Genomic DNA, 23,489 nt, shown 5'->3' with positions numbered 1-23,489 from the left:
AGTATACAAGTAATAAAGAGTTCTTTATAATAACACTTATTTGCAAAAATTTTTGTACGTCCTAACGCAGGGCGCTGAGGAGCATATTAAATGGATTTGGTTTATGACGTAGTAGAGTCTGCCGCAAGCCCTGCGGTAATTAAGGTAATTGGTATCGGCGGCGGCGGCTGTAATGCGATTAACAACATGATTAACAACACCATTGCAGGTGTTGAATTTATCAGTGCCAATACCGATGCGCAAGCATTGGGCAAAAATCAAGCGCCTAAACGGATTCAATTGGGTACCAACCTTACGCGCGGTTTGGGTGCTGGTGCCAATCCGGAAGTAGGTCGTGCGGCGGCTCAAGAAGATCGTGAGGCTATTGCGGATGCCATCCGTGGTTCCAATATGCTGTTCATTACAACCGGTATGGGCGGTGGCACCGGCACCGGTGCGGCTCCTGTTGTTGCGGAAATCGCTAAAGAATTGGGCATTTTAACGGTTGCTGTTGTGACACGTCCGTTTGAACACGAAGGCAAACGTATCAATATTGCCCATCAGGGTATTGAGCAGCTGAAAAGCCAAGTGGATTCACTGATTGTGATTCCGAATGATAAATTGATGACTGCTTTGGGTGAAGATGTAACCGTGCGTGAAGCATTCCAAGCAGCTGATAATGTATTGCATGCTGCGGTTGCAGGTATTTCCGAAGTGGTAACCCGCCCCGGTTTTATCAACCTTGATTTTGCCGACGTGAAAAACGTAATGAGCATTACAGGTATGGCTATGATGGGTTCGGGTTCTGCTCAAGGTGTTGACCGTGCGCGCTTGGCTACTGAACAAGCGATTGCCAGCCCGCTGCTCGACAATGTGAGCCTTGATGGTGCCCGCGGTGTATTGGTAAATATCACGACTGCTCCTGGCTGTCTGAAAATGTCTGAATACCGTGAAATTATGCGTGTGGTGAACGAATATGCGCATCCTGATTCAGAGCGTAAATATGGCACATCTGAAGATGAAGATATGCCGGAAGACGCCATCCGTGTTACCATTATTGCCACCGGTTTGAAAGAAAACTATACCCAACCGACGCATCAAAGCGGTGTAAGACAAGGGGGGCGAAGCCAGTCTTTTGGTGGGCATGTCGGACGCCACAATCCTTATGGTGCGGACGAACTTGATGAGATGACTGCCGCTGCCAGAATGACAGAAGAGCGCAGCTATCCTACTTTGGATAATGTGATCCGTTCCGGACGCGGTGCCAGAAAAATGGATTTATCAGCTGCTGATTTTTCCAATCAAACCATTTTAGATGATTTGGAAATTCCAGCAATGCTGCGCCGCAAGCAAAATCAAAATAATCGTAACGATTAATCAAGCAGAACGTGAAATAAGCTGGGCATATGCCTGGCTTATTTTTTCAGACAGGCATACTTCAATGCCTGTCTGAAAAAGCAAATGGAAACAGTAACAAGACATGTTTATTCACTATATTATCTGATGAATCTACAGTAAACACTTGTTATTATTGGTTTGATATTATTTTTATCAATGTTGGTAACTTATATTTTTTCTCGTTGTAAGACATAGAGTTCTTACTCCTAGAATATAGAATATTTAAAACCAACACTTATATATTTCAGGAAATTAAATGACAGAGCAAGAGCTGCAAGATTTACAACGTATGACGGATATTGCTGTAAACGCATTGGAAGATGTGAAAGCGAAAGACATTACTGTATTAGATACAAGCGGGAAAACCTCGCTTTTTGCCCGTATGATTATTGCCAGTGGCGACAGTACACGTCAGGTCAAAGCGTTGGTTAACAATGTGGCGGTAGATTTAAAAGAAGCAGGTTTTGAAATCTTAAGTAGCGAAGGGCAGGATTCGGGTGAATGGGCATTGGTTGATGCGGGAGATCTTCTTGTACATGTGATGCTGCCGGCAGTACGGGATTTTTATGACATTGAAGCCTTATGGGGCGGTGAAAAACCTTCTTTCCATGCCGGAGCACAAAAGCCTTGGCACGCGGCGGATAATTAACCGTTATACAGGTGAGGGTAATGAATATCACGGTTTTAGCCGTAGGTACAAAAATGTCGGGCTGGGTTGACGAGGCAGTTAAAGAATATGCCAAAAGATTTGGTCGGGATATTCACTATACCATCAAAGAAATCAAACCGGAAAAGCGTGGCGCGGGCGTGAATGCGTCGCAAGGTATGTTGGCGGAGGAGCGTAGGATTCTGGAGGCGATACCGAACGGAGCTTTTTTGGTGGCTTTGGATGAGCGGGGAAAAGCGCCTACTTCCGTTGAGCTTGCCGGTTATTTAGCGCAATGGCAGCGTGATGGCGAGCATGTTTGCTTTGTCATCGGCGGTGCAGACGGTATGACGGATGCTGTGAAGCAGAAGGCCGGTTTGATGATGCGTTTGTCTAATCTGACTTTGCCGCATGGCATGGTGCGGGTGTTGCTCACCGAGCAGCTGTACCGTGCTGCATCTATTTTGAATAACCATCCGTATCACCGTGAATAATCCGATGCCTGTCTGAAACGCTAAATGCGGATAATGCTTGACAGGAAAAAATGTGCCCGATATAATTTCTTTCTATTCCCCGATAGCTCAGTCGGTAGAGCGACGGACTGTTAATCCGCAGGTCCCTGGTTCGAGCCCAGGTCGGGGAGCCAAATTCAGAGCCTGAGTGATACACTCAGGCTCGTTTTCTATTATGCTATGGTTAATCAACACATTTTTAATAGAGGCAGCAAGCCGAAGACAGCATAGGTAGTACGGGACTCATTTTGTTGCTGCTTCAGCAGCTTACCAAATCGTTCTCTTTGAGTTAGGGCGCAGCAATGCCGCAATAAAAATCAAGTTGATTGGCTATATAGAAATTCAGTTTCAGAGAGATAAACTTCACATACCAGAAAGGACAATTATGCCCGCTAAAAAACCATCGCTGATCGGTGGCGCTTTGTTGATTGCCGGCACAGTTATTGGTGCCGGCATGTTTGCGAACCCCACGGCCACTTCCGGTATTTGGTTTATCGGTTCGTTGGCGGTGTTGGTGTACACATGGTTTTCCATGTTGTCGGGTGGTTTGATGATTTTAGAGGTCAACACCCATTATCCTTACGGTTCGAGCTTTGATACGATGGTAAAGGATTTGCTCGGTAAAGGCTGGAATATTGTGAACGGGTTGGCGGTTGCGTTTGTGCTTTACTTGCTCACTTATGCTTATATATTTGTGGGCGGTAATCTCACTGCGCAAGCAGTCGGTTCACTCAGCGCATCGGAGCAGCCTTTGTATGTGGGGCAGTTGCTGTTTACTGCGGTTTTTGCCGGGTGTGTGTGGTTGTCGGCGCGTTTGGTCGATCGGGTGGCGAGTGTGTTGCTGGGCGGTATGATTATTGCGTTTTTATGGGCCACAGGCGGCTTGCTGGGTTCCGTGCAGGTGCCGGTTTTGTTGGATCATACCGCTCCTGCGGATGCTGCTTATTGGATTTATATTGCCGCTGCGTTGCCTGTGTGTTTGGCTTCATTTGGCTTTCACGGCAATGTGTCCAGTCTGCTCAAATATTTTCAGCATGATGCACCCAAAGTCGCCAAGGCTTTATGGTTGGGTACGCTGATTGCATTAGCCATTTATGTTTTGTGGCAGTTGGCGGTGCAAGGCAATTTGCCGCGTTCGGCTTTTGCGCCGGTTATTGCGGCCGACGGTGATGTGGGGGTGTTGATTGAAAATCTTGCCAAGTATGTTCAAGTAGGGGCAATGGGGAAGATTCTGAGCTTTTTTGCTTATATGGCAATTGCTTCTTCGTTTTTGGGCGTGACTTTGGGGTTGTTTGATTATTTGGCCGATATGTTTAAATTTGCCGATGATTTTGCGGGAAGAACCAAAACGGCGGCCATTACGTTTCTGCCGCCCTTGCTGCTTTGTTTATGGCTGCCTACCGGTTTTGTAACGGCTATCGGTTATGTGGGATTGGCGGCTGCGGTGTGGACTTCCATCGTGCCGGCCATGATGCTTTATAAGGCGCGGAAAAAATTCGGTACGAGTGATAATTATCGTGTGTATGGCGGTGTGTGGCTGATGGTGTGGGTGTTTGTGTTTGGAGTGGTTAATATTGCAGCGCAATTGTTGAGCCAATGGGGTTGGGTGCCTGTGTTTAAGGGCTAAGCAAATGTGAATCAGAATGCCTGTCTGAAAAATGTTTTCAGACAGGCATTGTTGTTAAATTGTCCTGCAACGAAGAATGGTATGTCCCAAACCGATGCCGTCGTGAACGGATTCTATTTTCAAGCCGGCACGGTTGATGCAGTGGGCCATATCTTCCGAATGATAGATTTTGCTGTTGCCGTTGGCCAGCGCTGTGAAATAGAGGCTGGTTTGAGTGAGGCAATAAGCTGCGGTTTCGTATTGCTGCCTGTTCCAAAAGGGTTCCATGATGTAGAGGTCGGTGTGGGCATCCATAGAGTCGGCAGCGCGTTGCAGAATGCAGGTCACTTCATCTTCGGAAAAACAGTCGAGAAACTGGCTCATCCATATGGCATCAAAGCCTTTCGGGAAGGGTGAGGACGCATCAAGCAGGTTGGCGGGATGGCCGTGGATGCGTTCTGCTCCAGGCTTGCCTGCTACGGCTTCGCGCATCAGGCCGAGCTGCTGCGGCAAATCCATAATGGTTACTTCTACTTCGGCGTTGTGTGCCACGCATTGCTGCGCCCAGCGGCCGGTGTTGCCGCCGATATCAAGCAGGCGTTTAACCGGTTTGGAAAAAATGATTTTCAGAGCTTCGGGAAAAGCGCTGTCGGAATAAAAGTGGTCGAAAGCCAGCCATTTTTCCCGCGCTTCGGCCGGAAGTTGCGATAAGCCTTCATAAATGGTCGGCCATTGGCCGAACACTTTCAACCCTTCGGGTTTGCCGCTTAGCAGGGTGGCTTCCAAGTCAAACATGCCTTGATAGCAAATTTCCTGCACAAAATCCATATTCACCCGAGCCATTTTGTCTTTAAGCAAAAACCACCCCGCTTTGCTGATGACATACCGTCCGTTTTGCACAAGCACGGTGCCGATAGACAACGAGGCTTCGAGCAATACCTGAGCTGCATAGCGGCTGAGGCCGGCGCTTTCGGCAATTTCTTCTAAAGACATTCCTTTTTCCTGCTGCTCGTTTAAGCGGTCGAGGATACCGAATTTAACCATGAGCCGCGAAACTTGAAAAACAATCGGGCCGAAAGCGATTTCTTGGGCCAACCGTTGCGCGGCACCTGCAGAGAATCGCTCGGTTGAATAGCGTTCTTCTAAAACGGGGGATAATTTCATTATGGTTCCGGAAATGTGAATTATGTAGTGGGCATTGTATCGTAAATAAAAGGTATCTTTAAACAACCAGCAAGCCGTTTGACATAGTTCAAACGGCTTGCTTGGTTTACAAGGCTTAATGCACGCTGCCTTTAAGCACTACGCGGCTGTTCCAAGTGCCGATGTGGCATTCGTATTCGCTGCCGCCTTTGGTTTGCTTGTCGAAATAGCTAACCAAACGTACTGATTTTGCGTTTTTCTTAGCGGCGGTAGATTGGAAACGTTTTACGGCGCTTAAGAATGCACGTTGGCAGGTTTGGTCAGGCGTTTTGCCCACGGCGTTGGCCACTTGGCGGGATACCATGGTTTTACCGCCGGTGCTGCCGTAGCTGACTTTAATGGAAGAGTCCAATACTTCCTTCGCTTCTTGTGAATTGAGTGCGGCAGAAGCAGAACACATATAAGCATCGTTTTTGCCTTTATTGTTCACTTTATGGCCTTCACCTATGCTGCGGCACGCTCCGCCGGATGCGGCAGCCGGCTGGCTTTTTGCTGCCGGTTGGCTTTTCGCTTCGGAAGAGCGAGTTTCCAGTGCCTGGTTTTCAGGTTGGCTTTTACCTGCGCAGGCTGACAAAGCCAAAACGGCGCTGATGGTTAAAAGAGTAGAGAGAGAAGATTTCATACGAGCTCCTTTGTGATGAGAATGTGCTGTTAATAAATAAAGAAAATGCTAATTTAATTCGATATGTGTATTTTGACACAAGTTTACGGCTTCTTACAAATACAAATGCCTGTCTGAAAAGTATTCAGACAGGCTTCTTAGCTTGCATTACATATAAATAATAATTATTATCATAAATAAAGCAAATTAACTGGTTCGTTCAAGAAAGGAGATTTTATGGCTTACACACTGCCCGAACTCGGTTATGCCTATGATGCGCTGGAGCCGCATTTTGACGAGATGACGATGAACATCCATCATACCAAGCACCATCAGGCTTATGTAAACAATGCCAATGCCGCGCTGGAAAGCCTGCCGCAATTTGCCGGATTGCCGGTAGAGGAGCTGATTGCCCGTTTAAACGAATTGCCTGCCGACAAGCAAACCGTGTTGCGCAATAATGCCGGCGGCCATGCCAACCATGCATTTTTCTGGAAAAACCTCAAGCAGGGCACGCAATTGTCTGGCCGTCTCAAAGAGGCCATTGAACGTGATTTCGGCTCGGTGGAAAACTTTCAGGCCGAATTTGAAAAAGCAGCGGCCAGCCGCTTCGGCTCGGGCTGGGCATGGCTGGTGTTGGATGAAGGGCGTTTGAAAGTGGTGTCGACCGCCAACCAAGATTCCCCGCTGATGGGCGAAGCGGTTGCCGGCTGCAAAGGCTATCCGATTATCGGCTTGGACGTGTGGGAACATGCTTATTATCTGAAATACCAAAACCGCAGGCCGGATTATGTGAAAGCATACTGGCATGTTGTCAACTGGGATGAGGCCGCACGCAGATTTGAGTCGCAAACAGCATAACATGCTATAATCGCGCCATGCCTGTCTGAAAACATTTCAGACAGGCATGGTTTTATTTATTTGAAACACAATGAAAAAGCACGCAGGGTGTTTTCCGTGCCGCTTAAACCCGGTTTTCGAACATTAGAGGAAATATCTGTCACAATCTTAATTCAAAGATTGCACAACTTAATATGCAATTGGTATAAAATATAGGTATGCCAATAAAACATACGCAACACAACACATTATTATGAGTAAAAACACATCCAAAATGCCGCGCCTCAAGCGAGCATTGGCGTTGCTGCTGATAGTGGCGGCTGCCGGTACCGTCGGCTTTTCGCAAGCCTCAACCGATCCTGAAAAAATCCTGATGAATTCAGCCGCACAAACAATGGCGCCGAAGCAAGGCGGCCTGATGCTCGACACCGCCCGCCACTTTTATCCGGTAAGCGTGATTAAAGATTTTATCGATACCATTGCCCGCTCCGGCGGCAATTTCCTGCATCTGCATTTTTCCGATCACGAAAACTATGCTTTGGAAAGCAAAATCCTGAACCAGCGCGCGGCCGACGCCAAGCGCAATGCAGACGGTGTGTATATCAACCCTTTGACAAACAAGCCTTTCTTAAGCTTTGAGCAGCTTGAAGAAATCAAAGCGTATGCAAAATCGAAAAACATCGATCTGATTCCCGAGGTGGACAGCCCCAACCACATGACCACGATTTTCACGCTGCTGGAAGCACACCGCGGCAAAGATTTTGTCAATGCAATCAAATCCCGTTATTCCGATGAAGAAATCAATATTACCAATCCGGAAAGCATTGCATTTATGAAATCGCTGATTGGCGAAGTTGCCGATGCGTTTGGCAACAGCAGCAGCCATTTCCACATCGGCGGCGACGAATTCGGCTACAGTGTCGACAGCAATCACGAATTTATTGCGTATGCCAATGAATTGGCAACCTTTCTCAAGCAAAAAGGATTGACCACCCGCATATGGAACGACGGCATTATCAAAGCCACCGTAGACAAGCTCAACCATGAAATCCAAGTAACTTATTGGAGTTATGACGGCGATGTGGAAAACAAACAAACCGCCCAGGAGCGCCGCAGAATCCGCGTGAGCATGCCCGAGCTGATTGATAGGGGCTTCAACGTGTTGAACTACAACTCTTATTATCTGTATGTCAACCCGAAGCAGGATTGGGGCACTTCCTATAACAGCGATTTTGCCACGCGCGACATCATCAACCGCTGGAGCCTCGGCGTGTGGGATGGTGAAAACCAGAAAAACGCGATCAAAGACACCAGTAAAATCATGGGTGCCGCGCTTGCCATCTGGGGCGAAAACGCGGGTTCGATGAGCAGCAAAACCATTCAGAAATATACGTCCGGTTTGCTGGAATCCATCATCCGAAAAACCCGTTCCGAATCCGATTCGGGCGATAAACTGATGCAGAATCTGGCAGTGCTTTCCGGTAATTCGCTCAAGCAAAGCTATGTGGATTGGTCGCTGATTCAGGACGGCGAAGCGCTTAATCTGCAAGACAACGGCACCGAAAGCCTGCATTTGTTGCAGGAGCAGGCGTTGCAGAAGCGGAAAAACCTCAACGTTTGGGTGCGCGGCGCGGAAAACAACAAAGTGGTGCTGAACGGCCATTGGCAGAAAACCGAAGACATTGCCGAAAAAGAAGGGGTAAACTACCGCGCCTATAAATATCTGGACAATACTTTGTGGATAGATAAAAAAGTGCCTATTGAGCTGTTTGCCGGCTAATCCCGTATTCCCGATTGCACAATGCCTGTCTGAAAACATTTTTCAGACAGGCATTGTTCTGCGCCTGTGCCATGACAGCCTTTTTTAAATATGTTATGGTAAAACGGATAGTAGGTATCAATCCAATCTATTTAAAGATAGGTAACGCCAACACGCCGTATCATAATCCCATCGTGCTCCGGGCATGTCGAAGTTGCAACATCTTATGGCCGCGCGGCAGCCGCGCAAAGCCGTCAATTCAAGCGGCAAACGCAGTAAAAACGTATTGCCGTGCAGAAAATACAAGGAGTTTCCATGCAAACACTCACCGCATATATTAACGGCGCTTATGTAACCGCCGACTCCCAAGCCGAAGCATTCAGCAATATCAACCCTGCCAACGGTGATGTTTTATCTACCGTTCAGCAAAGCAGTGCCGAAGAAATCGAAACCGCCGTTCAGACGGCCTTGGCGGGTCAAAAGGTTTGGGCGGCGATGACCGCTGTGGAACGCAGCCGCATTTTGCTCAAAGCCGTGGCCATTTTGCGCGAACGCAACGACGAATTGGCGCGCATCGAAACCTTAGATACCGGCAAACCCCTGTCTGAAACCCTGTATGTCGATATTGTTACCGGCGCAGATGTGATTGAATATTATGCAGGTTTGGCGCAGGCGATCGAAGGCCGCCAAATTCCCCTGCGCGATTCCGCTTTTGCCTACACCCGCCAAGAGCCGTTGGGTGTGGTGGCCGGCATCGGCGCGTGGAATTATCCGATTCAGATTGCCATGTGGAAAGCTGCTCCCGCGCTGGCGGCGGGCAATGCCATGATTTTCAAGCCCAGCGAAGTGACGCCCACCGGCGCGCTGAAACTGGCGGAAATTTTCACCGAAGCCGGTCTGCCCGACGGCGTGTTTAATGTGGTTCAAGGCGATTGGCGCGTGGGCGAGGCCTTGAGCAACCATCCGCAGATTGCCAAAGTGTCGTTTACCGGCGGTGTGGCGACCGGCAAAAAAGTGATGTCGCAAGCCGCCGCGTCTTCCCTGAAAGAAGTCACGATGGAGCTGGGCGGCAAATCACCACTGATTATTTGCGACGATGCCGATTTGAACCTTGCCGCCGACATTGCCCTGATGGCCAATTTTTACAGCTCCGGCCAAGTCTGCACCAACGGCACGCGCGTGTTTGTGCCGGTGAACAAAAAAGAAGCGTTTGAAGCCAAAGTGGTGGAGCGCGTAGCCCGCATCCGCGCCGGCGACCCGCTCGACCACAATGTGAACTTCGGCCCGCTGGCCAGTTTCGCGCACATGGAAAAAGTGCTGGGCTACATTGAACGAGGCAAAGCGGAAGGCGCACGGCTGCTGGCGGGCGGAGGCCGTCTGAAAGAAAACGGCATGGAACACGGTGCGTATGTTGCCCTTACCGTGTTCACCGACTGCACCGACGATATGGCGATTACCCGCGAAGAAATCTTCGGCCCCGTGATGAGCATTTTGGCCTACACCACCGAAGAAGAAGTGATCGTGCGCGCCAACCACACCGAATACGGCTTGGCCGCAGGCGTGGTTACGCCCGACATCAAACGCGCCCACCGCATCATCGGCCGGCTTCAGGCAGGCATCTGCTGGATCAACGCCTGGGGCGAATCGCCCGCGCAAATGCCCGTGGGCGGCTACAAACAATCCGGCATCGGCCGCGAAAACGGCATCCAAACGCTGATGCACTACACCCAAACCAAATCGGTGCTGGTGGAGCTGGGGGATTACCAATCGGTGTTTTGAGGCCGTCTGAAAAGCGGTTTAATTCAGCCGGTTGAAAACCCGATACTTCTTATTTTTCAGACGGCCTTTCATCCCAAAGGATTACCATGAAGCCCGACCATTCCATGCGGCACACAGTAAACGTCGAACTCAGCCTCGGCCATGTGCTGATGCTGTGTCAAACGCTTTCAGACAGGCTTTCCGCCCTGCGCGAATATGAAACATGGACGGAAGAAGAACGGCGCGCCGTATGGGCTTTGCAGGATTCGCTCGATCGGGCTTTAATCGGTTTGGGCTACGACGTGATGCCGTCTGAAGAATGGGATAGCCTGTTGGCACAGGCGCAAAAGCATATGTATGACATTCATGTCGAATGTTTGGATTAACAATCCCTTCCGGCTTTTGGGTTCAACAGCCTGACTTTTCCCGCGCCTTAAACCTTCTCGTATCAAACGCAAGCCGTCCGAATCTTTTTTCCGGGTTTTCAGACAGGCATTTGTTATGATGCGCCGTCGCAGCGTATAGCCTGCGTATTTTCATTTCATAAAACATAAAATAAGGGATTACGATGAATCATCCGAAAAGACTTGACTCACTTCAACACAGCCGCAGCTACCATTCGGCGAAAAAAATCAGTTATTGGCTCGATGACAACTACCTCGACGGCGTGATCGGTTTGGTGCCTGTGGCAGGCGATATCGTGTCGCAGAGTTTTCATGCCGTGTTTTTGTATTTGTCGGCGGTCAAGCTGCGTTCGGCGCGGCTGACGCTGGTGATTTTGTTTAACAGCCTGCTGGATATTTTCATCGGCCTGATTCCGTTTTTGGGCGAGGTGTTGGACTTTGTGAATAAATCCTACAAACGCAATCTCGCCCTGATTGAAGGTTTTGCCGTAGGAGATCAGGCTGTGGTAAGCCGGGTGAACCGTCAGGCAGCGATGGCTGTGGTGGGAATAGTGCTCTTGCTGGCAGGCATAGTGATGCTGGTTAAATGGACGTTTTCTTTACTGGTGGCACTGTATCATTGGCTGCCGGGCGTGTTCTGAATGTGAATGCAACCGCCGGATTATTTTTATGGACGCGCGGCTAAATATGTTATGATTTGCCGCAGGCCGGGTTAAATCGAGCCCAAACAATCTATTTTACGAGAGGAACCGATATGAAAAAATTTCTAGCTGTCGTTATGGCTGTTGCCGCTTTGAGCGCTTGTTCACAAGAAGCCAAACAAGAAACCAAAGAAGCTGCACAAGCGGTAAAAGAAGACATTAAAGACGCTAAAGACCAAGCTGCTTCCGCAGTAGGCGCAGCGGTACAAAATGCGAAAGAAGCCGGCGCAGAGGCCAGCGCAGCCGCCAAAGACGTTGCTGCCGAAGCCAAAGATAAGGCAAAAGATGCCGTACAGGCCACCAAAGAAGCTACCCATGATGCAGCACAGGCTACAAAAGAAGCTGCTCATGACGCAGCCCAAGCCACCAAAGAAGCCGCTTATGATGCGAAAAATGCTGCCGAAGATGCGGTTAACGCAGCTAAGGATGCTGCCAAAACCAAATAACGGCTATCCTTTGCCATCAGACAGCAGTTGCTTTGATATGAACACAGGCCGGTTGTTTCGGCCTGTGTTTTTTATCGGATGCCTGTCTGAAAACAGAGGCTGGACGATGGCTTTGACTTGGCGTATGCTCAAAGCGCATCAGGTGTGATGCCCGTAGTCGCTCCGGCATATTTTATTACTGCAACCTTCACAGATGCACCCAACCATGCTACCCGCTTTCCTCCCGCCCCCGGTTCAGCCGCAAGATTTAAATGATCTCATCCGCAGCCTGAACATGTTTGCGCCTGTGTTGCAGGTGCTGCCGAGCACGGTGTTTTTTGTAAAAAACACGCAGGCGCAATACGTTTATGCCAACGATACGTTGCTGCACCGCCTGCAATTGCCCGATATGGCCGCTTTGATCGGCAAAACATCGGAAGACTTGTTTCAGTCGGAATGGGGGCAGCGCTATACGCAGCAGGACAGGGAAGTGCTGAGCGAGGGTAAAATCATCAGCAACAAGCTGGAGCTGCATACTTATGCTTCGGGCGAACTGGGCTGGTGTATCACGCATAAAATGCCTGTGCGCAATCCGCAGGGTGAGGTTATTGCCATGCTGGGTGTGTCGGTGGACGTGGAAACCAACGACAGCAACCGCCCCGAGCTGAACAAAAAAATCGCGCTGATTGAAAAATACATCGCCGGCCATTTCGACCAAAGCATCAAAATGAAAGACTTGGAAGCCGTTTCGCGCCTTTCCACCGCCCAAATCGAGCGTTATTTCAAAAAGATTTTCCACATCACGCCTTCGCAATACATTCAAAAAGTGCGCATCGAAGCGGCGATGGCGATGCTGGAAACGGGCTTGTCGGTAACGGAAATTTCCGCCCGCTGCGGCTATGCCGACCACAGCGCGTTTACGCGGCAGTTTAAGGCGTTGGTGGGGCTGTCGCCGTCTGAATTTAAGAAATCGAGATAACAGCGAACGTATAGAAATGCCTGTCTGAAAAGGGTTTTCAGACAGGCATTTCTGTTTTGTGCAAATGGTAGGTGAAGCAATTTGCACCAAAGTACGTCCGTTATGCTCGGGCTTGACCCGAGTATCTCCCGGCCTTACTGAAATTCGAGATACTCGGGTCAAGCCCGAGTATGACGGTTTTGTGATTTAACTGTGGGTATGCCCATTTCTGCACAAAAAACGGGAAATTCATCAAGACGGCGGCAGCGGCGGTTTTGTAAGGTTGGCGGAAGTTTGTTCAGCGATAGGATTGTGCTATGCCGCATACCGAATACACTTTTTCCGTGATCGATTCCCACACCGGCGGCGAGCCGACCCGTGTGGTGTACGGCGGATTCCCCGAGCTTTCCGGCAGCAGTTTGCAGGAGCAGTGCGCCGATTTTGCCGACCGTTTCGACCATTTGCGCCGCGCGTTGATTTTGGAGCCGCGCGGTTCGGATGTTTTGGTGGGTGCGTTGTTGTGCAAGCCGCAAGACCCCGCTTCTGCCGCCGGCGTGATTTTTTTCAACAACAGCGGCTATTTGGGCATGTGCGGCCACGGCACCATCGGCCTGATTAAAACGCTGCAACACCTCAAACGCATTGATGTCGGCACCCACACCATCGAAACGCCGGTGGGCAATGTGCGCTGTACGCTGCATGAAGACGGCTCGGTGAGCGTGCGCAATGTGCCGGCCTACCGCTACCGCAAAGACGTGTCGCTCAACGTGGAAGGCATCGGCAGCATTACCGGCGATATTGCTTGGGGCGGCAACTGGTTTTTCTTGGTAAACGACCACGGCTGCACCATCGCGCCCGACAATCTGGAGCAGCTCACCGATGTTTCATGGCGCATCCGCACCGCGCTGAACGAGCAGGGCATTACCGGTAAAGACGGGCAGGAAATCGACCACATCGAGCTGTTCGGCAAAACCGACACGGCCAACAGCCGCAGCTTCGTGCTCTGCCCGGGCAAAGCCTACGACCGCTCGCCCTGCGGTACGGGCACCAGCGCGAAGATGGCCTGTTTGGCGGCCGACGGCGTGTGGCCGTCTGAAAAAGAATGGATACAGGAAAGCGTGATCGGCAGCCGCTTTGCCGCGTCTTACGAACCGTTTTCAGACGGCATGATCATACCGACCATCAAAGGTGAGGCGCACATTCATGCGGCGGCGGAAATTTTTGTGAACGCGGACGACCCGTTCCGCTACGGAATCGAAACATCATGAGCGGGCAGGTTTTTTCTGCGGCAGTGGTTGGCGGCGGCATCGTCGGTTTGAGCATTGCGCTGGCATTGCAGCGCAGCGGCGAAAGCGTGCTGCTGTTGGAGCGCGATACCGTATGCGGCGGCGCGTCTTACGGCAATGCGGGGCATATCGCTACCGAACAGGTGTTTCCGATAGCGTCGCCCGACGTGCTTAAGCAGCTGCCGAAAATGCTGCTCGACCCGCTCGGCCCGTTGCGGCTGGATTGGAAATACCTGCCCAAAATCACGCCGTGGCTGTTCAGCCTGCTGCGCCATCTCACGCCCGAACGCTTCCGGCGCAGCCACCGCGCCCTGATGGCGCTCAACAGCCGCGCTTTGCCGGCATGGCAGGCGTTTGCGCGCGAGTGGGGCGTGGAAAAGCATATCCGCATCGAAGGCTCGCTGCTGGTGTGCGAAACCGAAAGCGGGCAGGCGGCGTTGCAGAAACACGGCAGGGAGTTGAATGAATTGGGCGTGGCCAACGAATGGCTCGACCGTGCCCGCCTGCACGAGCGCGAACCGGCGCTGGCCGACACGCAACGCGGTGCGCTGTTTTACCCCGATACCGGCCATGTGGTCGATTTGGCGGGCATGGCGGCGGATTTGCAGCAAGCATTCATACGGGCGGGCGGCACGGTGAGTGAACATACCGACGTTTCCGATATCCAATCCTTTTCAGACGGCCTGTTCCGCATCATCGGCGGCGGCAAAGCGTTTGAAGCCAAGCGCGTGGTGATTGCCGCCGGTGCGTTTTCCAAGCCGTGGCTGAAAAAGTTGTGCGGCAGCAGCGTTCCGCTCGACACCGAACGCGGCTACCACCTGATGCTGCCGCACAGCCGAGATATTTTGAACGTGCCGGTGAGCAGCTTCGAGCGCAAATTCATCATGACGCCCATGAACGCGGGCTTGCGCTTGGCCGGTACGGTGGAGTTTGCCGGGCTGGACGCGCCGCCGAATATGGAACGGGCGGAGCAGCTGTTCCGCTTGGCCGAGCCTATGCTCAAAGGCCGTCTGAACAGGCAAGATGCCGTGCCGTGGATGGGTTTCCGCCCGTCGGTTGCCGATTCGCTGCCGGTAATCGACCGCAAAGAAAACGTTTTGCTGGCGTTCGGGCACCAGCATTTGGGGCTGACCCAAGCGCCGCTGACCGCGCAATTGGTCAAAGCCCTGTATTTCGGCGAACAGCCTGCCATGGATTTAAGCCCTTACCGTTTTAACCGTTTCGGCAGCTAGGGCGTGCCGCCATATTCGGACCAAGCCCCGGTATGACGGATGTAGTTTTTTAAATTGATTCACCATTCATCTCAAGAGGAGAAGCATTATGAACATCGAAGGTATTTTAGTTCCCATCGTTACCCCGTTTACCGCCGACAATCAGGTCGATACCGCGCTGCTGGCCGAATTGGTGGACGCGTTTATCGCCAAAGGCGTGCGCGGCATCGTGGCCTGCGGCACCACGGGCGAGTATTACGCTTTGTCGGAAGCCGAGCGCGAAACCGTGTTGAACACCATCGTCAAAGCCGCCGCCGGCCGCTGCACGCTGATTGCCGGTGTGAGCGATATGTCGAGCGAAGTGGCGGCGCAACGTGCCATACGCGCCAAAGAATTGGGCTACCACGGCCTGATGCTGTCGGCGCCGCCATACAGCCTGCCGTCGCAACAAGGCATTATCGAACACTTTGAATATGTGGCTTCCAAAACCGACTTGCCGATTATTCTCTACAACTTCCCCGCCCGCATCGGAGTGGAACTCGAATTCGACACCGTGGCGCATTTGGCGAAACACCCCAACATCGTCGGCATCAAAGAAAGTACCGGCAATTTCTCCAATGCGCTGCGCATGATTCAGGCCAAATTCGATAACTTCCAAGTGGTGTGCGGCTGCGACGACCAGCCTTTGGATTTCTTCTTCTGGGGCGTGAAAAGCTGGATTGCCGGTGCCGCCAACGTGTTCCCCGGCGAGCAGGTTGCCCTGTTTAACGCCGCCCAAGCCCAAGATTGGAACCAAGCCCGCCAAATTCTCACCAATCTTTATCCCGCTCTGCATTCGATGGAATCGGGCGACTACAACCAAAAAGCCAAAATCGGCTGCTTAAACGGCACCAAACCCGCCGGCAAAGTGCGCCTGCCGCTGCACAACCTGACCGCGCAGGAAGCAGCCGAATTTACGGCTTTGTTGAAATAAGTTTCGAACCGCTTGCTTTATTACAGCTCGTCATACTCGGGCTTGACCCGAGTATCTCCCAAGTTTGCTGAAACTCAAGATACTCGGGTCAAGCCCGAGTATGACGAGCGTACTGTTTTTAAGTTGATCACTATCAGTGTGTTCAAAAATACCCAACCTTTCTTGAGAGAGGTTTCCGAACGAAAAGGAGTGTAGATGAAAACCGTTGAACAAATCTTCGAGGCCGCCAAAGCAGGCAGCCTGTGGGCGGGGCATTTGATTCCGAACCACGCCGATTCGGGCAAGAAGCTGGAAAACCGCACGCCCATCGACAATTCCCTTATCGGCTATATCGCAGACGGCAGCGAGCAGGATATGGATGCCGCCGTGCGCGCCGCGCGGGCTGCGTTTTCAGACGGCCTCTGGGCAGACCAAAGCCCGTCTGAAAAGCGGGTCGTGCTGCTGCGTTGGGCGCAATTGATTGAAGAACACGCCGAAGAGCTGGCCGCGTTGGACTGTATCGACGCGGGCAAGCCCATCAGCGAGTGCATCAACACCGATATGCCCGCCACCATCGAAACCTTTTATTTTTACGCCGAATATGTCGATAAAGCCTTCGGCCGCGTCGCCCCCACCGGCAAAGACGCCATGGGCTTGATTGTGCACGAGCCGGTCGGCGTGGTCGGCGCGGTGTTGCCGTGGAACTTCCCCGCGCAGATGTTCGCGTGGAAAGTGGTGCCGGCATTGGCGGCAGGCAATTCGGTGATTGTGAAACCGGCCGAGCTGACTTCGCTAAGCGCCTACCGCATGGTGCAGCTGGCGCATGAAGCGGGCGTGCCCGAAGCGGCGCTGACGCTGGTGTGCGGCTTGGGCGAAACGGTAGGCAAAGCTTTGGGCATGCACAAAGATGTGGACATGGTGGCCTTTACCGGCTCTACCGAAGTCGGCCGTTATTTCTTGGAATATTCGGCCAAGAGCAATTTGAAAGAAATCGTGTTGGAATGCGGCGGCAAAAGCCCGCAAATCGTGTTTGCCGACGCGGATTTGGATAAGGCCGTGCCGTCGATTTTGGCCGCCGCGTTCTGGAACATGGGCGAAAACTGCAGCTGCGGCTCGCGCCTGATTGTGGAAGCAAGCATTAAAGACGCTTTGCTGGCCAAGCTTTCAGACGGCCTCAAGCAAGATTGGAAAGTCGGCGATCCACGCCTGCCTGAAACCAATCTCGGCCCGCTGGTGGAAGAGGCGCATTTCGATAAGGTGTGCCGTTATTTCGATACCGCATTGAAAGAGGGCGGCAAACTGCTCACCGGCGGCAAAACCGGCGAAGGCTGGTATTTCGAGCCGGCGATCATCGACGGCGTAACCGCCGATATGACCGTGTTTAAAGAAGAGGTTTTCGGCCCGGTGCTGGCCGTTACCACCTTCGGCAGCGAAGAAGAAGCCGTTCGTTTGGCCAACCAATCGGACTACGGCTTGGCCGCTTCGTTCTACACCTCCGATGTCCGCCGCGCCCACCGCGTTGCCCGCAAAATTCAGGCAGGCACGGTATCGGTAAACGGCTTTTCGGAAGGCAGCATCGCCACGCCGTTCGGCGGCTACAAGCAGTCCGGCTTCGGCGGCCGCGATAAAGGCGTGGAGGCGTTTGAACAGTACACGCAGGCAAAAACGATTTGGTTTGTGGAATAACAAAAAACAATACTCAGGCCGTCTGAAGCCGGTAGGTTTCTGCGAAGCCCAAACTGCTTTTTCAGACGGCCTTCTATAGTGGATCAACTTAAAAACAGTACGTTCGTCATACTCGGGCTTGACCCGAGTATCTCCTAAAGTTAGCGAAACTCAAGATACTCGGGTCAAGCCCGAGTATGACGGAAATGCTAATAAAATCAAGTGTTTTAGCTATATCGCCACAAATAACCACAAAGGAGAAAAAGATGGAAAACATAGTCAATACGCTGGTGGACTATATTTGGGGTAACGGCCTCGTTTATCTGGCTCTGGCCGTCGGCCTCTATTTCACCGTGATTACCAAAGGCGTACAGTTCCGCTATCTGCCCGAAATGATCCGCCTGTTGAGGGAAAAGCAGGAATCCGGCGCGGGTATTTCGTCGTTTCAGGCATTCTGTATGTCGCTGTCGGGGCGTATCGGTGTCGGCAACATCGCCGGCGTGGCCACCGCCACTGCCGCGGGCGGGCCGGGGGCGGTGTTTTGGATGATTGTGATGGCTCTGTTGGGCGGTGCCAGCGCGTTTGTGGAATCGACTTTGGCGCAGGTGTATAAAACCAAAGTCGGCACCGAATACCGCGGCGGTTCGCCTTACTACATCGAGCGCGGCCTGAAGCTGAAAGCCTTTGCTGTGTTGGTGGCCGTGGTGATTTTCTTGAGCTACGGCGTGTTGGTGCCGGGCATTCAGGCCAATACCATCGCTACGTCGTTTGAGAACGCCTTCGGCCTGTCCGTATGGATCACCGGCACCGCGGTTTCCGCCATGCTGGCGTTTCTGATTTTCGGCGGCACCAAACGCATCGCCCGCGCCGCCGACCGCATCATCCCGCTGATGGCCTTGGGTTATGTCGGCCTGATGCTGATTGTGTTGGTTAGCCACGCTGCGAAAATTCCCGAAACCGTGAGCCTGATTATCGGTAGCGCGTTCGGCACCGATGCGGTATTCGGCGGCATAGTCGGCACCGCCATTTCGTGGGGCGTGCGCCGCGCCGTGTTCTCCAACGTAGCCGGTGCGGGCGAAGCAACGTTCAGCTCGGCAGCAGCCGAAGTGAGCCATCCCGTGAAACAAGGTTTGGTGCAAGGCTTTTCGGTGTATATCGACACCGTGCTGGTGTGTACCTCAACCGCCATCATGATTCTGATTACCGGCATGTATAACGTGCAACCGCCCGGCATGGAAACGCCGCTGGTGGAAAATATCCCCGGCGTGGTTGCAGGCTCGGCCTACACGCAGGCGGCCTTGGGCACGGTGTTCGGCGATTTCGGCGGCGCATTCGTGGCGGTGGGCATTTTCTTCTTTGCTTTCACCTGCCTGCTGGCTTACTACTACATCGCCGAGACCGCGCTGCTTTATCTCGACCAAAAGCTGAAATACCCCATTCTCAGCATGATTTTGCGGGTGGTGTTTTTAGCCGTCGTGTTCACCGGCAGCGTGCAGTCCGCCAGCCTGATGTGGGGCTTGGGCGACATCGGCTTCGGCAGCATGTGTTACCTCAACCTGATTGCCATCGTGTTCCTGAGCAAACCCGCTCTGCGTGCGCTGCGTGATTACGACCGCCAGAAAAAAGCGGGCTTAGACCCGGTGTTCGACCCGCGTGAGGCGGGAATTGAGAATGCGGAGTTTTGGATAGAGTACGCACAGCAGCACGGTAAGCGTTGAGTTTGCGCCGTTAGGGTAGATGAGTGAAGAATGCCTGTCTGAAAAAGTTTTCAGACAGGCATTTATGCATATCTGTGTAGCGCACAACGCCGTAGCAGAAATACAGTTTATTTGCCATATATTCCGATTCCAACTTCCGCAAGATTCCCACCAAAGCTGGACGCTGGCTTTGAGTTGGCGTATTCTTCAGCCGCTACCAACAATAAAATAACAGGACACACCATGAAAAAACATTTTCTAACCACATTATGTTTCTGCCTGCTTGCCGGTTTGGTACATGCCGATGCCGGTGACATTAAAGCGCGCCAACAATACATGAAAGAATGGAGCGGCCTGAATAAAAAAATGGGCGGCCTTTTGAAAAAACACGATGCAGCCTCTTTCCCTGCCGAATCGTTTGCCGCATTGGCCGCGCAATTGAAAGCGACCGCCAATGAGCCTTGGCAGCATTACAATGCCGGCAGCGACGGTGCAGGTTCCGATGCCTCTGCCGATGTTTGGCGCAAACCGCAGGAGTTTCAAGCCGCAATCAAGCGTTTCAACGCAGCCGCATCGGCTTTGGATAAAGCCGCACAAAGCGGCAGCTACGATGCGGTTAAAACCGCTTTCGGCCAACTAGGCCAAAGCTGCAAAGCCTGCCATCAGGGCTTCAGGCAGTAAACGGCTTTCAGACAGGCCTGTCTGAAACTGATTTCAACCCAACAGGAGGAGTGTTATGAACTTGATCCACATCGTCGCCATACTCGCGTTGATTCAGTATTTTTTCTTCGGATTTATGGTTGGGCGCGCCCGATCCAAATACGGCATCCACGCGCCTGCGGTTTCGGGCAACGAGCATTTCGAACGTGCCCTGCGTATCCAGCAAAACACATTGGAACAGCTGGTGGTGTTTCTGCCCGCGCTGTTTATTGCCGCCGTTTATTGGTCTGAAGGCTTTGTCGCGCTGACCGGCGTGGTGTATCTGGTGGGTCGTTTTGTGTATTGGCGGGCTTACAGAGCCGACCCGAACAGCCGCGCAATCGGTTTTCTGCTGACCGTGATTCCTTCCTTTGTGTTGATTATCGCCGGTTTGATTGGCGCCGTGTTTGAGGCTTGATTGTTATTGTGAAATGCCTGCCTGAAAAAGTTTTCAGACAGGCATTTTCTATGGTGAACCAATTCAACACCGATATATATATATAGTGGATCAACTTAAAAATAGTACGTTCTTCATACTCGGGTCAAGCCCGAGTATGACGGAGATGCTACTAAAATTAAGTTTTTTAACTATATGACAGCATGCTTTTCGTAAATCTTCCCCGTTTCAGGTGAATTGCAGCTTGCACTTTATAACCGTACGGTTTTATTCCCCTGAAAATCCCGTTCCGTTCTGCGGCACCGACGGACAAAGCGGACGCAGTAAAGAAGCCGAACAATTTACGCATATTGATTTTGACTATTACACTAAAAATGCCTGTCTGAAAACATTTCAGACAGGCATTATTTCTCTATTTCACAGACTCGGCTTTATTTGGCGGCTAATTCGCCACGCAGTTTTTTGGTTACTTCCATCATCACTTCAAGCTGCTCGATGGTTTCTTTCCAGCCGCGGGTTTTCAGGCCGCAGTCGGGGTTGACCCACAAGCGCTCGACCGGTACCACTTCCATGGCTTTGCGCAGCAGTTTTTCCACTTCGGCGGCAGTCGGTACGCGCGGGCTGTGGATGTCGTACACGCCGGGGCCGATGTCGTTCGGGTATTTGAAGTCGCCGAACGCGGTGAGCAATTCCATGTCGGAACGAGATGTTTCGATGGTAATTACGTCGGCATCCATAGAGGCGATGGCGGGCAGGATGTCGTTAAACTCGGAATAGCACATGTGGGTGTGGATTTGGGTGCTGTCTTCCGCGCCGGTGCTGCTCAAACGGAAGGCTTCGCACGCCCAAGCCAAAAATTCGTCCCATTGGGCTTTTTTCAGCGGCATGGCTTCGCGGATGGCCGGTTCGTCGATCTGAATCACTTTGATGCCGGCTTTTTCCAAATCCAACACTTCGTCGTTCAAGGCCAAGGCGATTTGTTTGGCCACTTCGCTCAACGGAATGTCGTCGCGCACAAACGACCATTTGTACATGGTTACCGGGCCGGTGAGCATGCCTTTCATCGGGCGTTTGGTCAGGGTTTGCGCGTAGGCAGACCAGTAAACGGTCATCGGTTCGGGGCGCGATACGTCGCCGAAGATGATGGGCGGTTTCACGCAGCGCGAGCCGTAGCTTTGTACCCAGCCGAATTGGGTGAAGCAGTAGCCGGCCAGTTGTTCGCCGAAGTATTCCACCATGTCGTTACGCTCGGCTTCGCCGTGTACGGGCACGTCGAGTTCCAGTTTTTCCTGTACTTCCACGCAGTAGGCGATTTCTTTTTTCATCGCGGCATCGTAATCGGCTGCGGAGAGTTCGCCTTTTTTGAAGGCGGCGCGCGCTTGGCGGATTTCGGTGGTTTGCGGGAACGAGCCGATGGTGGTGGTGGGCAATACGGGCAGGTTCATCCAAGCCTGTTGCGCTTTGATGCGCTCGGCAAACGGTGATTTGCGTTGGTCGGCACCTTCGGGCAGATTGGCCACGCGGGCTTTAACGGCATCGTTGTGGATTTTTTTGTTGGTGGCGCGGTCGGCAGCGGCGGCATCGGAAGCGGCAATGGCTTCTTTTACGCTGTCTTTGCCGTGTACCAAGGCTTGTTTCACTACGCCCAGTTCAACCAGTTTTTGGGCGGCGAAAGCCATCCAGTTTTTGATTTCGGCATCGAGTTTTTCTTCTACGGCCAAGTCTTGCGGGCTGTGCAGCAGCGAGCAGCTCGGAGCGATCCACAGGTTGTTGCCCAGTTTGTCTTGAACGGGTTTCAGCGTGTCGATCACTTTGCTCAAGTTGGCGCGCCATACGTTGCGGCCGTCAATCAGGCCGACCGACAATACTTTGTTTTCCGGCCAGGCATCGGCAAACACGGAGAGCTGCTCGGGTGCGCGCACGCAGTCGATGTGTACGCCGTGAACGGGCAGGGCTTTGAGCAGGTTGAGGTGTTCGGCGGCAGAGGCGAAGTAGGTGCCGATGATGATGCGCACGCCGGTGTTGGCAAATTCTTTGTAAGCGGTTTCAACGGCTTTGATCCAGTTGGCATCGGCGTCGGCAGAGAGAATCGGCTCGTCGATCTGAATCCAATCTACACCTTCGGCGGCCAGTTCGCGCAACAGTTGTGCGTAAGCGGGCAGCAGCTTGGGCAGCAGGTTGATGCGTTTGAAGTTGTCGTCTTTGGCTTTACCCAACCACAGCAGGGTAACGGGGCCGACCAGCGTGGGCTTGATGTCGTGGCCTTGTGCTTTGGCTTCTTTGATTTGGGCAATCAGGTTTTTGGCGTTGACTTTAAATTCGGTGTCGGCGTGCCATTCGGGTACGATGTAGTGGTAGTTGGTGTCGAACCACTTGGTCATTTCCATCGCAAACTGGGTGGCGTTGCCGCGCGCCAATTGGAAGTATTCGGGCAGGCTCAGGTTGGCCGCGTCGAAACCGAAACGCTTAGGAATCGCGCCCAAAGTGCAGAGCAGGTCTAAAACGTGGTCGTAAAAAGAAAAATCGCCTACGGGCAGCAAATCGGCACCGGCGGCTTTTTGGGTGGTCCAGTTCATGCGGCGGATTTCGGCGGCAACTTCTTGCAGCTCGGCTTCGCTTTTCGCGCCTTTCCAAAAGGCTTCTACGGCAAATTTCAGCTCGCGCTTCGCACCGATGCGCGGGTAGCCGGATAGATGAAATGTGTTCATGTTCAACTCCTGTTGTTAAATCAATTGCGGATGCTTATTCGGATGGTCGTATCTTGAAGGTTTTTCGGGCAAGGCGCAAACGAG

Annotated in this window: 21 protein-coding genes and 1 tRNA gene; 19 read left to right on the top strand and 3 right to left on the bottom strand. The window is 52.2% G+C overall.

Annotated features, from left to right (window positions below; genetic code table 11):
- The first annotated feature begins 90 nt into the window (after positions 1–90).
- The 5 genes from ftsZ (at position 91) to EL143_RS01915 (ending at position 4,162) form a co-directional block, all read left to right on the top strand.
- Positions 91–1,356 (top strand): cell division protein FtsZ, encoded by a 1,266-nt coding sequence (gene ftsZ / locus EL143_RS01935; protein ID WP_085415450.1) that lies wholly within the window; start codon positions 91–93, stop codon positions 1,354–1,356.
- Between the two features lie 277 nt (positions 1,357–1,633).
- Entirely contained in the window at positions 1,634–2,026 is a 393-nt protein-coding gene (rsfS, locus tag EL143_RS01930; RefSeq protein WP_085415449.1) for a ribosome silencing factor, read from the top strand.
- A 20-nt stretch (positions 2,027–2,046) separates the two neighbouring features.
- Positions 2,047–2,517, top strand: a complete 471-nt coding sequence (rlmH, locus tag EL143_RS01925; protein WP_085415448.1) for a 23S rRNA (pseudouridine(1915)-N(3))-methyltransferase RlmH — start codon at positions 2,047–2,049, stop codon at positions 2,515–2,517.
- 76 nt (positions 2,518–2,593) lie between these two features.
- Positions 2,594–2,669 (top strand) — tRNA-Asn (locus EL143_RS01920).
- Between the two features lie 251 nt (positions 2,670–2,920).
- Positions 2,921–4,162, top strand: coding sequence for an aromatic amino acid transporter (locus tag EL143_RS01915; protein ID WP_085415447.1), 1,242 nt, complete (start codon positions 2,921–2,923; stop codon positions 4,160–4,162).
- A gap of 54 nt (positions 4,163–4,216) precedes the next feature.
- Here the strand turns inward: EL143_RS01915 and EL143_RS01910 are convergent, their stop codons facing one another.
- Both EL143_RS01910 and EL143_RS01905 read right to left on the bottom strand, forming a co-directional pair.
- A complete protein-coding gene (locus EL143_RS01910) occupies positions 4,217–5,305 on the bottom strand; it encodes a class I SAM-dependent methyltransferase (RefSeq protein WP_085415446.1) in 1,089 nt (362 codons plus the stop codon).
- Between the two features lie 115 nt (positions 5,306–5,420).
- Positions 5,421–5,966, bottom strand: a complete 546-nt coding sequence (locus EL143_RS01905) for a hypothetical protein (RefSeq protein ID WP_232001321.1) — start codon at positions 5,964–5,966, stop codon at positions 5,421–5,423.
- Between the two features lie 216 nt (positions 5,967–6,182).
- Here EL143_RS01905 and sodA point away from each other — a divergent pair, with 216 nt between their 5' ends.
- From sodA to EL143_RS01835, 14 genes are all read left to right on the top strand, one after another.
- Positions 6,183–6,806 carry a superoxide dismutase [Mn] gene (sodA, locus tag EL143_RS01900; protein ID WP_085415445.1) on the top strand — a complete coding sequence of 208 codons (624 nt, stop codon included), beginning with the start codon at positions 6,183–6,185 and terminating at the stop codon, positions 6,804–6,806.
- 232 nt (positions 6,807–7,038) lie between these two features.
- Positions 7,039–8,565: a family 20 glycosylhydrolase gene (locus EL143_RS01895; protein WP_085415444.1), complete on the top strand. Its 1,527-nt coding sequence runs from the start codon at positions 7,039–7,041 to the stop codon at positions 8,563–8,565.
- Between the two features lie 294 nt (positions 8,566–8,859).
- A complete protein-coding gene (gene betB / locus EL143_RS01890) occupies positions 8,860–10,323 on the top strand; it encodes a betaine-aldehyde dehydrogenase (RefSeq protein WP_085415443.1) in 1,464 nt (487 codons plus the stop codon).
- An 86-nt stretch (positions 10,324–10,409) separates the two neighbouring features.
- Complete coding sequence (locus EL143_RS01885; RefSeq protein ID WP_085415442.1) at positions 10,410–10,688, top strand: hypothetical protein; 279 nt, start codon at positions 10,410–10,412, stop codon at positions 10,686–10,688.
- Between the two features lie 182 nt (positions 10,689–10,870).
- Positions 10,871–11,347: a DUF4112 domain-containing protein gene (locus tag EL143_RS01880; RefSeq protein WP_085415441.1), complete on the top strand. Its 477-nt coding sequence runs from the start codon at positions 10,871–10,873 to the stop codon at positions 11,345–11,347.
- 113 nt (positions 11,348–11,460) lie between these two features.
- Positions 11,461–11,853: a hypothetical protein gene (locus EL143_RS01875; RefSeq protein ID WP_085415440.1), complete on the top strand. Its 393-nt coding sequence runs from the start codon at positions 11,461–11,463 to the stop codon at positions 11,851–11,853.
- Positions 11,854–12,058: 205 nt separating this feature from the next.
- A complete protein-coding gene (locus EL143_RS01870; protein WP_085415439.1) occupies positions 12,059–12,811 on the top strand; it encodes an AraC family transcriptional regulator in 753 nt (250 codons plus the stop codon).
- 296 nt (positions 12,812–13,107) lie between these two features.
- Positions 13,108–14,058: a 4-hydroxyproline epimerase gene (locus tag EL143_RS01865; protein WP_085415438.1), complete on the top strand. Its 951-nt coding sequence runs from the start codon at positions 13,108–13,110 to the stop codon at positions 14,056–14,058.
- Positions 14,055–15,308 carry an NAD(P)/FAD-dependent oxidoreductase gene (locus tag EL143_RS01860; RefSeq protein ID WP_085415437.1) on the top strand — a complete coding sequence of 418 codons (1,254 nt, stop codon included), beginning with the start codon at positions 14,055–14,057 and terminating at the stop codon, positions 15,306–15,308. The genes EL143_RS01865 and EL143_RS01860 overlap by 4 nt, the downstream gene beginning before the upstream one ends.
- A gap of 88 nt (positions 15,309–15,396) precedes the next feature.
- Positions 15,397–16,260, top strand: coding sequence for a 4-hydroxy-tetrahydrodipicolinate synthase (dapA, locus tag EL143_RS01855; RefSeq protein WP_085415436.1), 864 nt, complete (start codon positions 15,397–15,399; stop codon positions 16,258–16,260).
- Between the two features lie 195 nt (positions 16,261–16,455).
- Entirely contained in the window at positions 16,456–17,925 is a 1,470-nt protein-coding gene (locus tag EL143_RS01850; RefSeq protein WP_085415435.1) for an aldehyde dehydrogenase, read from the top strand.
- Positions 17,926–18,170: 245 nt separating this feature from the next.
- Complete coding sequence (locus tag EL143_RS01845) at positions 18,171–19,622, top strand: alanine/glycine:cation symporter family protein (RefSeq protein WP_085415434.1); 1,452 nt, start codon at positions 18,171–18,173, stop codon at positions 19,620–19,622.
- Positions 19,623–19,844: 222 nt separating this feature from the next.
- Positions 19,845–20,282: a c-type cytochrome gene (locus EL143_RS01840; RefSeq protein WP_085415433.1), complete on the top strand. Its 438-nt coding sequence runs from the start codon at positions 19,845–19,847 to the stop codon at positions 20,280–20,282.
- 55 nt (positions 20,283–20,337) lie between these two features.
- Positions 20,338–20,718 carry an MAPEG family protein gene (locus EL143_RS01835; RefSeq protein WP_085415432.1) on the top strand — a complete coding sequence of 127 codons (381 nt, stop codon included), beginning with the start codon at positions 20,338–20,340 and terminating at the stop codon, positions 20,716–20,718.
- Between the two features lie 410 nt (positions 20,719–21,128).
- Here the strand turns inward: EL143_RS01835 and metE are convergent, their stop codons facing one another.
- Positions 21,129–23,405 carry a 5-methyltetrahydropteroyltriglutamate--homocysteine S-methyltransferase gene (gene metE / locus EL143_RS01830; RefSeq protein WP_085415431.1) on the bottom strand — a complete coding sequence of 759 codons (2,277 nt, stop codon included), beginning with the start codon at positions 23,403–23,405 and terminating at the stop codon, positions 21,129–21,131.
- Positions 23,406–23,489 lie beyond the last annotated feature (84 nt).

This window comes from Neisseria canis, from assembly GCF_900636765.1.
Classification (GTDB): domain Bacteria; phylum Pseudomonadota; class Gammaproteobacteria; order Burkholderiales; family Neisseriaceae; genus Neisseria; species Neisseria canis.
Note: the sequence above shows the minus strand (reverse complement) of the source record. Positions and strands in the feature narration are given on the sequence as shown.

What these genes read in the sequence shown, in the direction of transcription:
- EL143_RS01870 (WP_085415439.1), top strand. Translation starts at nt 12,059, where the DNA reads ATGCTACCCGCTTTCCTCCCGCCCCCGGTTCAGCCGCAAGATTTAAAT.
- EL143_RS01875 (WP_085415440.1), top strand. Translation starts at nt 11,461, where the DNA reads ATGAAAAAATTTCTAGCTGTCGTTATGGCTGTTGCCGCTTTGAGCGCT.
- EL143_RS01840 (WP_085415433.1), top strand. Translation starts at nt 19,845, where the DNA reads ATGAAAAAACATTTTCTAACCACATTATGTTTCTGCCTGCTTGCCGGT.
- EL143_RS01915 (WP_085415447.1), top strand. Translation starts at nt 2,921, where the DNA reads ATGCCCGCTAAAAAACCATCGCTGATCGGTGGCGCTTTGTTGATTGCC.
- EL143_RS01865 (WP_085415438.1), top strand. Translation starts at nt 13,108, where the DNA reads ATGCCGCATACCGAATACACTTTTTCCGTGATCGATTCCCACACCGGC.
- EL143_RS01880 (WP_085415441.1), top strand. Translation starts at nt 10,871, where the DNA reads ATGAATCATCCGAAAAGACTTGACTCACTTCAACACAGCCGCAGCTAC.
- EL143_RS01850 (WP_085415435.1), top strand. Translation starts at nt 16,456, where the DNA reads ATGAAAACCGTTGAACAAATCTTCGAGGCCGCCAAAGCAGGCAGCCTG.
- sodA (WP_085415445.1), top strand. Translation starts at nt 6,183, where the DNA reads ATGGCTTACACACTGCCCGAACTCGGTTATGCCTATGATGCGCTGGAG.
- ftsZ (WP_085415450.1), top strand. Translation starts at nt 91, where the DNA reads ATGGATTTGGTTTATGACGTAGTAGAGTCTGCCGCAAGCCCTGCGGTA.
- EL143_RS01895 (WP_085415444.1), top strand. Translation starts at nt 7,039, where the DNA reads ATGAGTAAAAACACATCCAAAATGCCGCGCCTCAAGCGAGCATTGGCG.
- EL143_RS01910 (WP_085415446.1), bottom strand. Translation starts at nt 5,305, where the DNA reads ATGAAATTATCCCCCGTTTTAGAAGAACGCTATTCAACCGAGCGATTC.
- EL143_RS01885 (WP_085415442.1), top strand. Translation starts at nt 10,410, where the DNA reads ATGAAGCCCGACCATTCCATGCGGCACACAGTAAACGTCGAACTCAGC.
- EL143_RS01835 (WP_085415432.1), top strand. Translation starts at nt 20,338, where the DNA reads ATGAACTTGATCCACATCGTCGCCATACTCGCGTTGATTCAGTATTTT.
- EL143_RS01845 (WP_085415434.1), top strand. Translation starts at nt 18,171, where the DNA reads ATGGAAAACATAGTCAATACGCTGGTGGACTATATTTGGGGTAACGGC.
- EL143_RS01860 (WP_085415437.1), top strand. Translation starts at nt 14,055, where the DNA reads ATGAGCGGGCAGGTTTTTTCTGCGGCAGTGGTTGGCGGCGGCATCGTC.
- rsfS (WP_085415449.1), top strand. Translation starts at nt 1,634, where the DNA reads ATGACAGAGCAAGAGCTGCAAGATTTACAACGTATGACGGATATTGCT.
- dapA (WP_085415436.1), top strand. Translation starts at nt 15,397, where the DNA reads ATGAACATCGAAGGTATTTTAGTTCCCATCGTTACCCCGTTTACCGCC.
- rlmH (WP_085415448.1), top strand. Translation starts at nt 2,047, where the DNA reads ATGAATATCACGGTTTTAGCCGTAGGTACAAAAATGTCGGGCTGGGTT.
- EL143_RS01905 (WP_232001321.1), bottom strand. Translation starts at nt 5,966, where the DNA reads ATGAAATCTTCTCTCTCTACTCTTTTAACCATCAGCGCCGTTTTGGCT.
- metE (WP_085415431.1), bottom strand. Translation starts at nt 23,405, where the DNA reads ATGAACACATTTCATCTATCCGGCTACCCGCGCATCGGTGCGAAGCGC.
- betB (WP_085415443.1), top strand. Translation starts at nt 8,860, where the DNA reads ATGCAAACACTCACCGCATATATTAACGGCGCTTATGTAACCGCCGAC.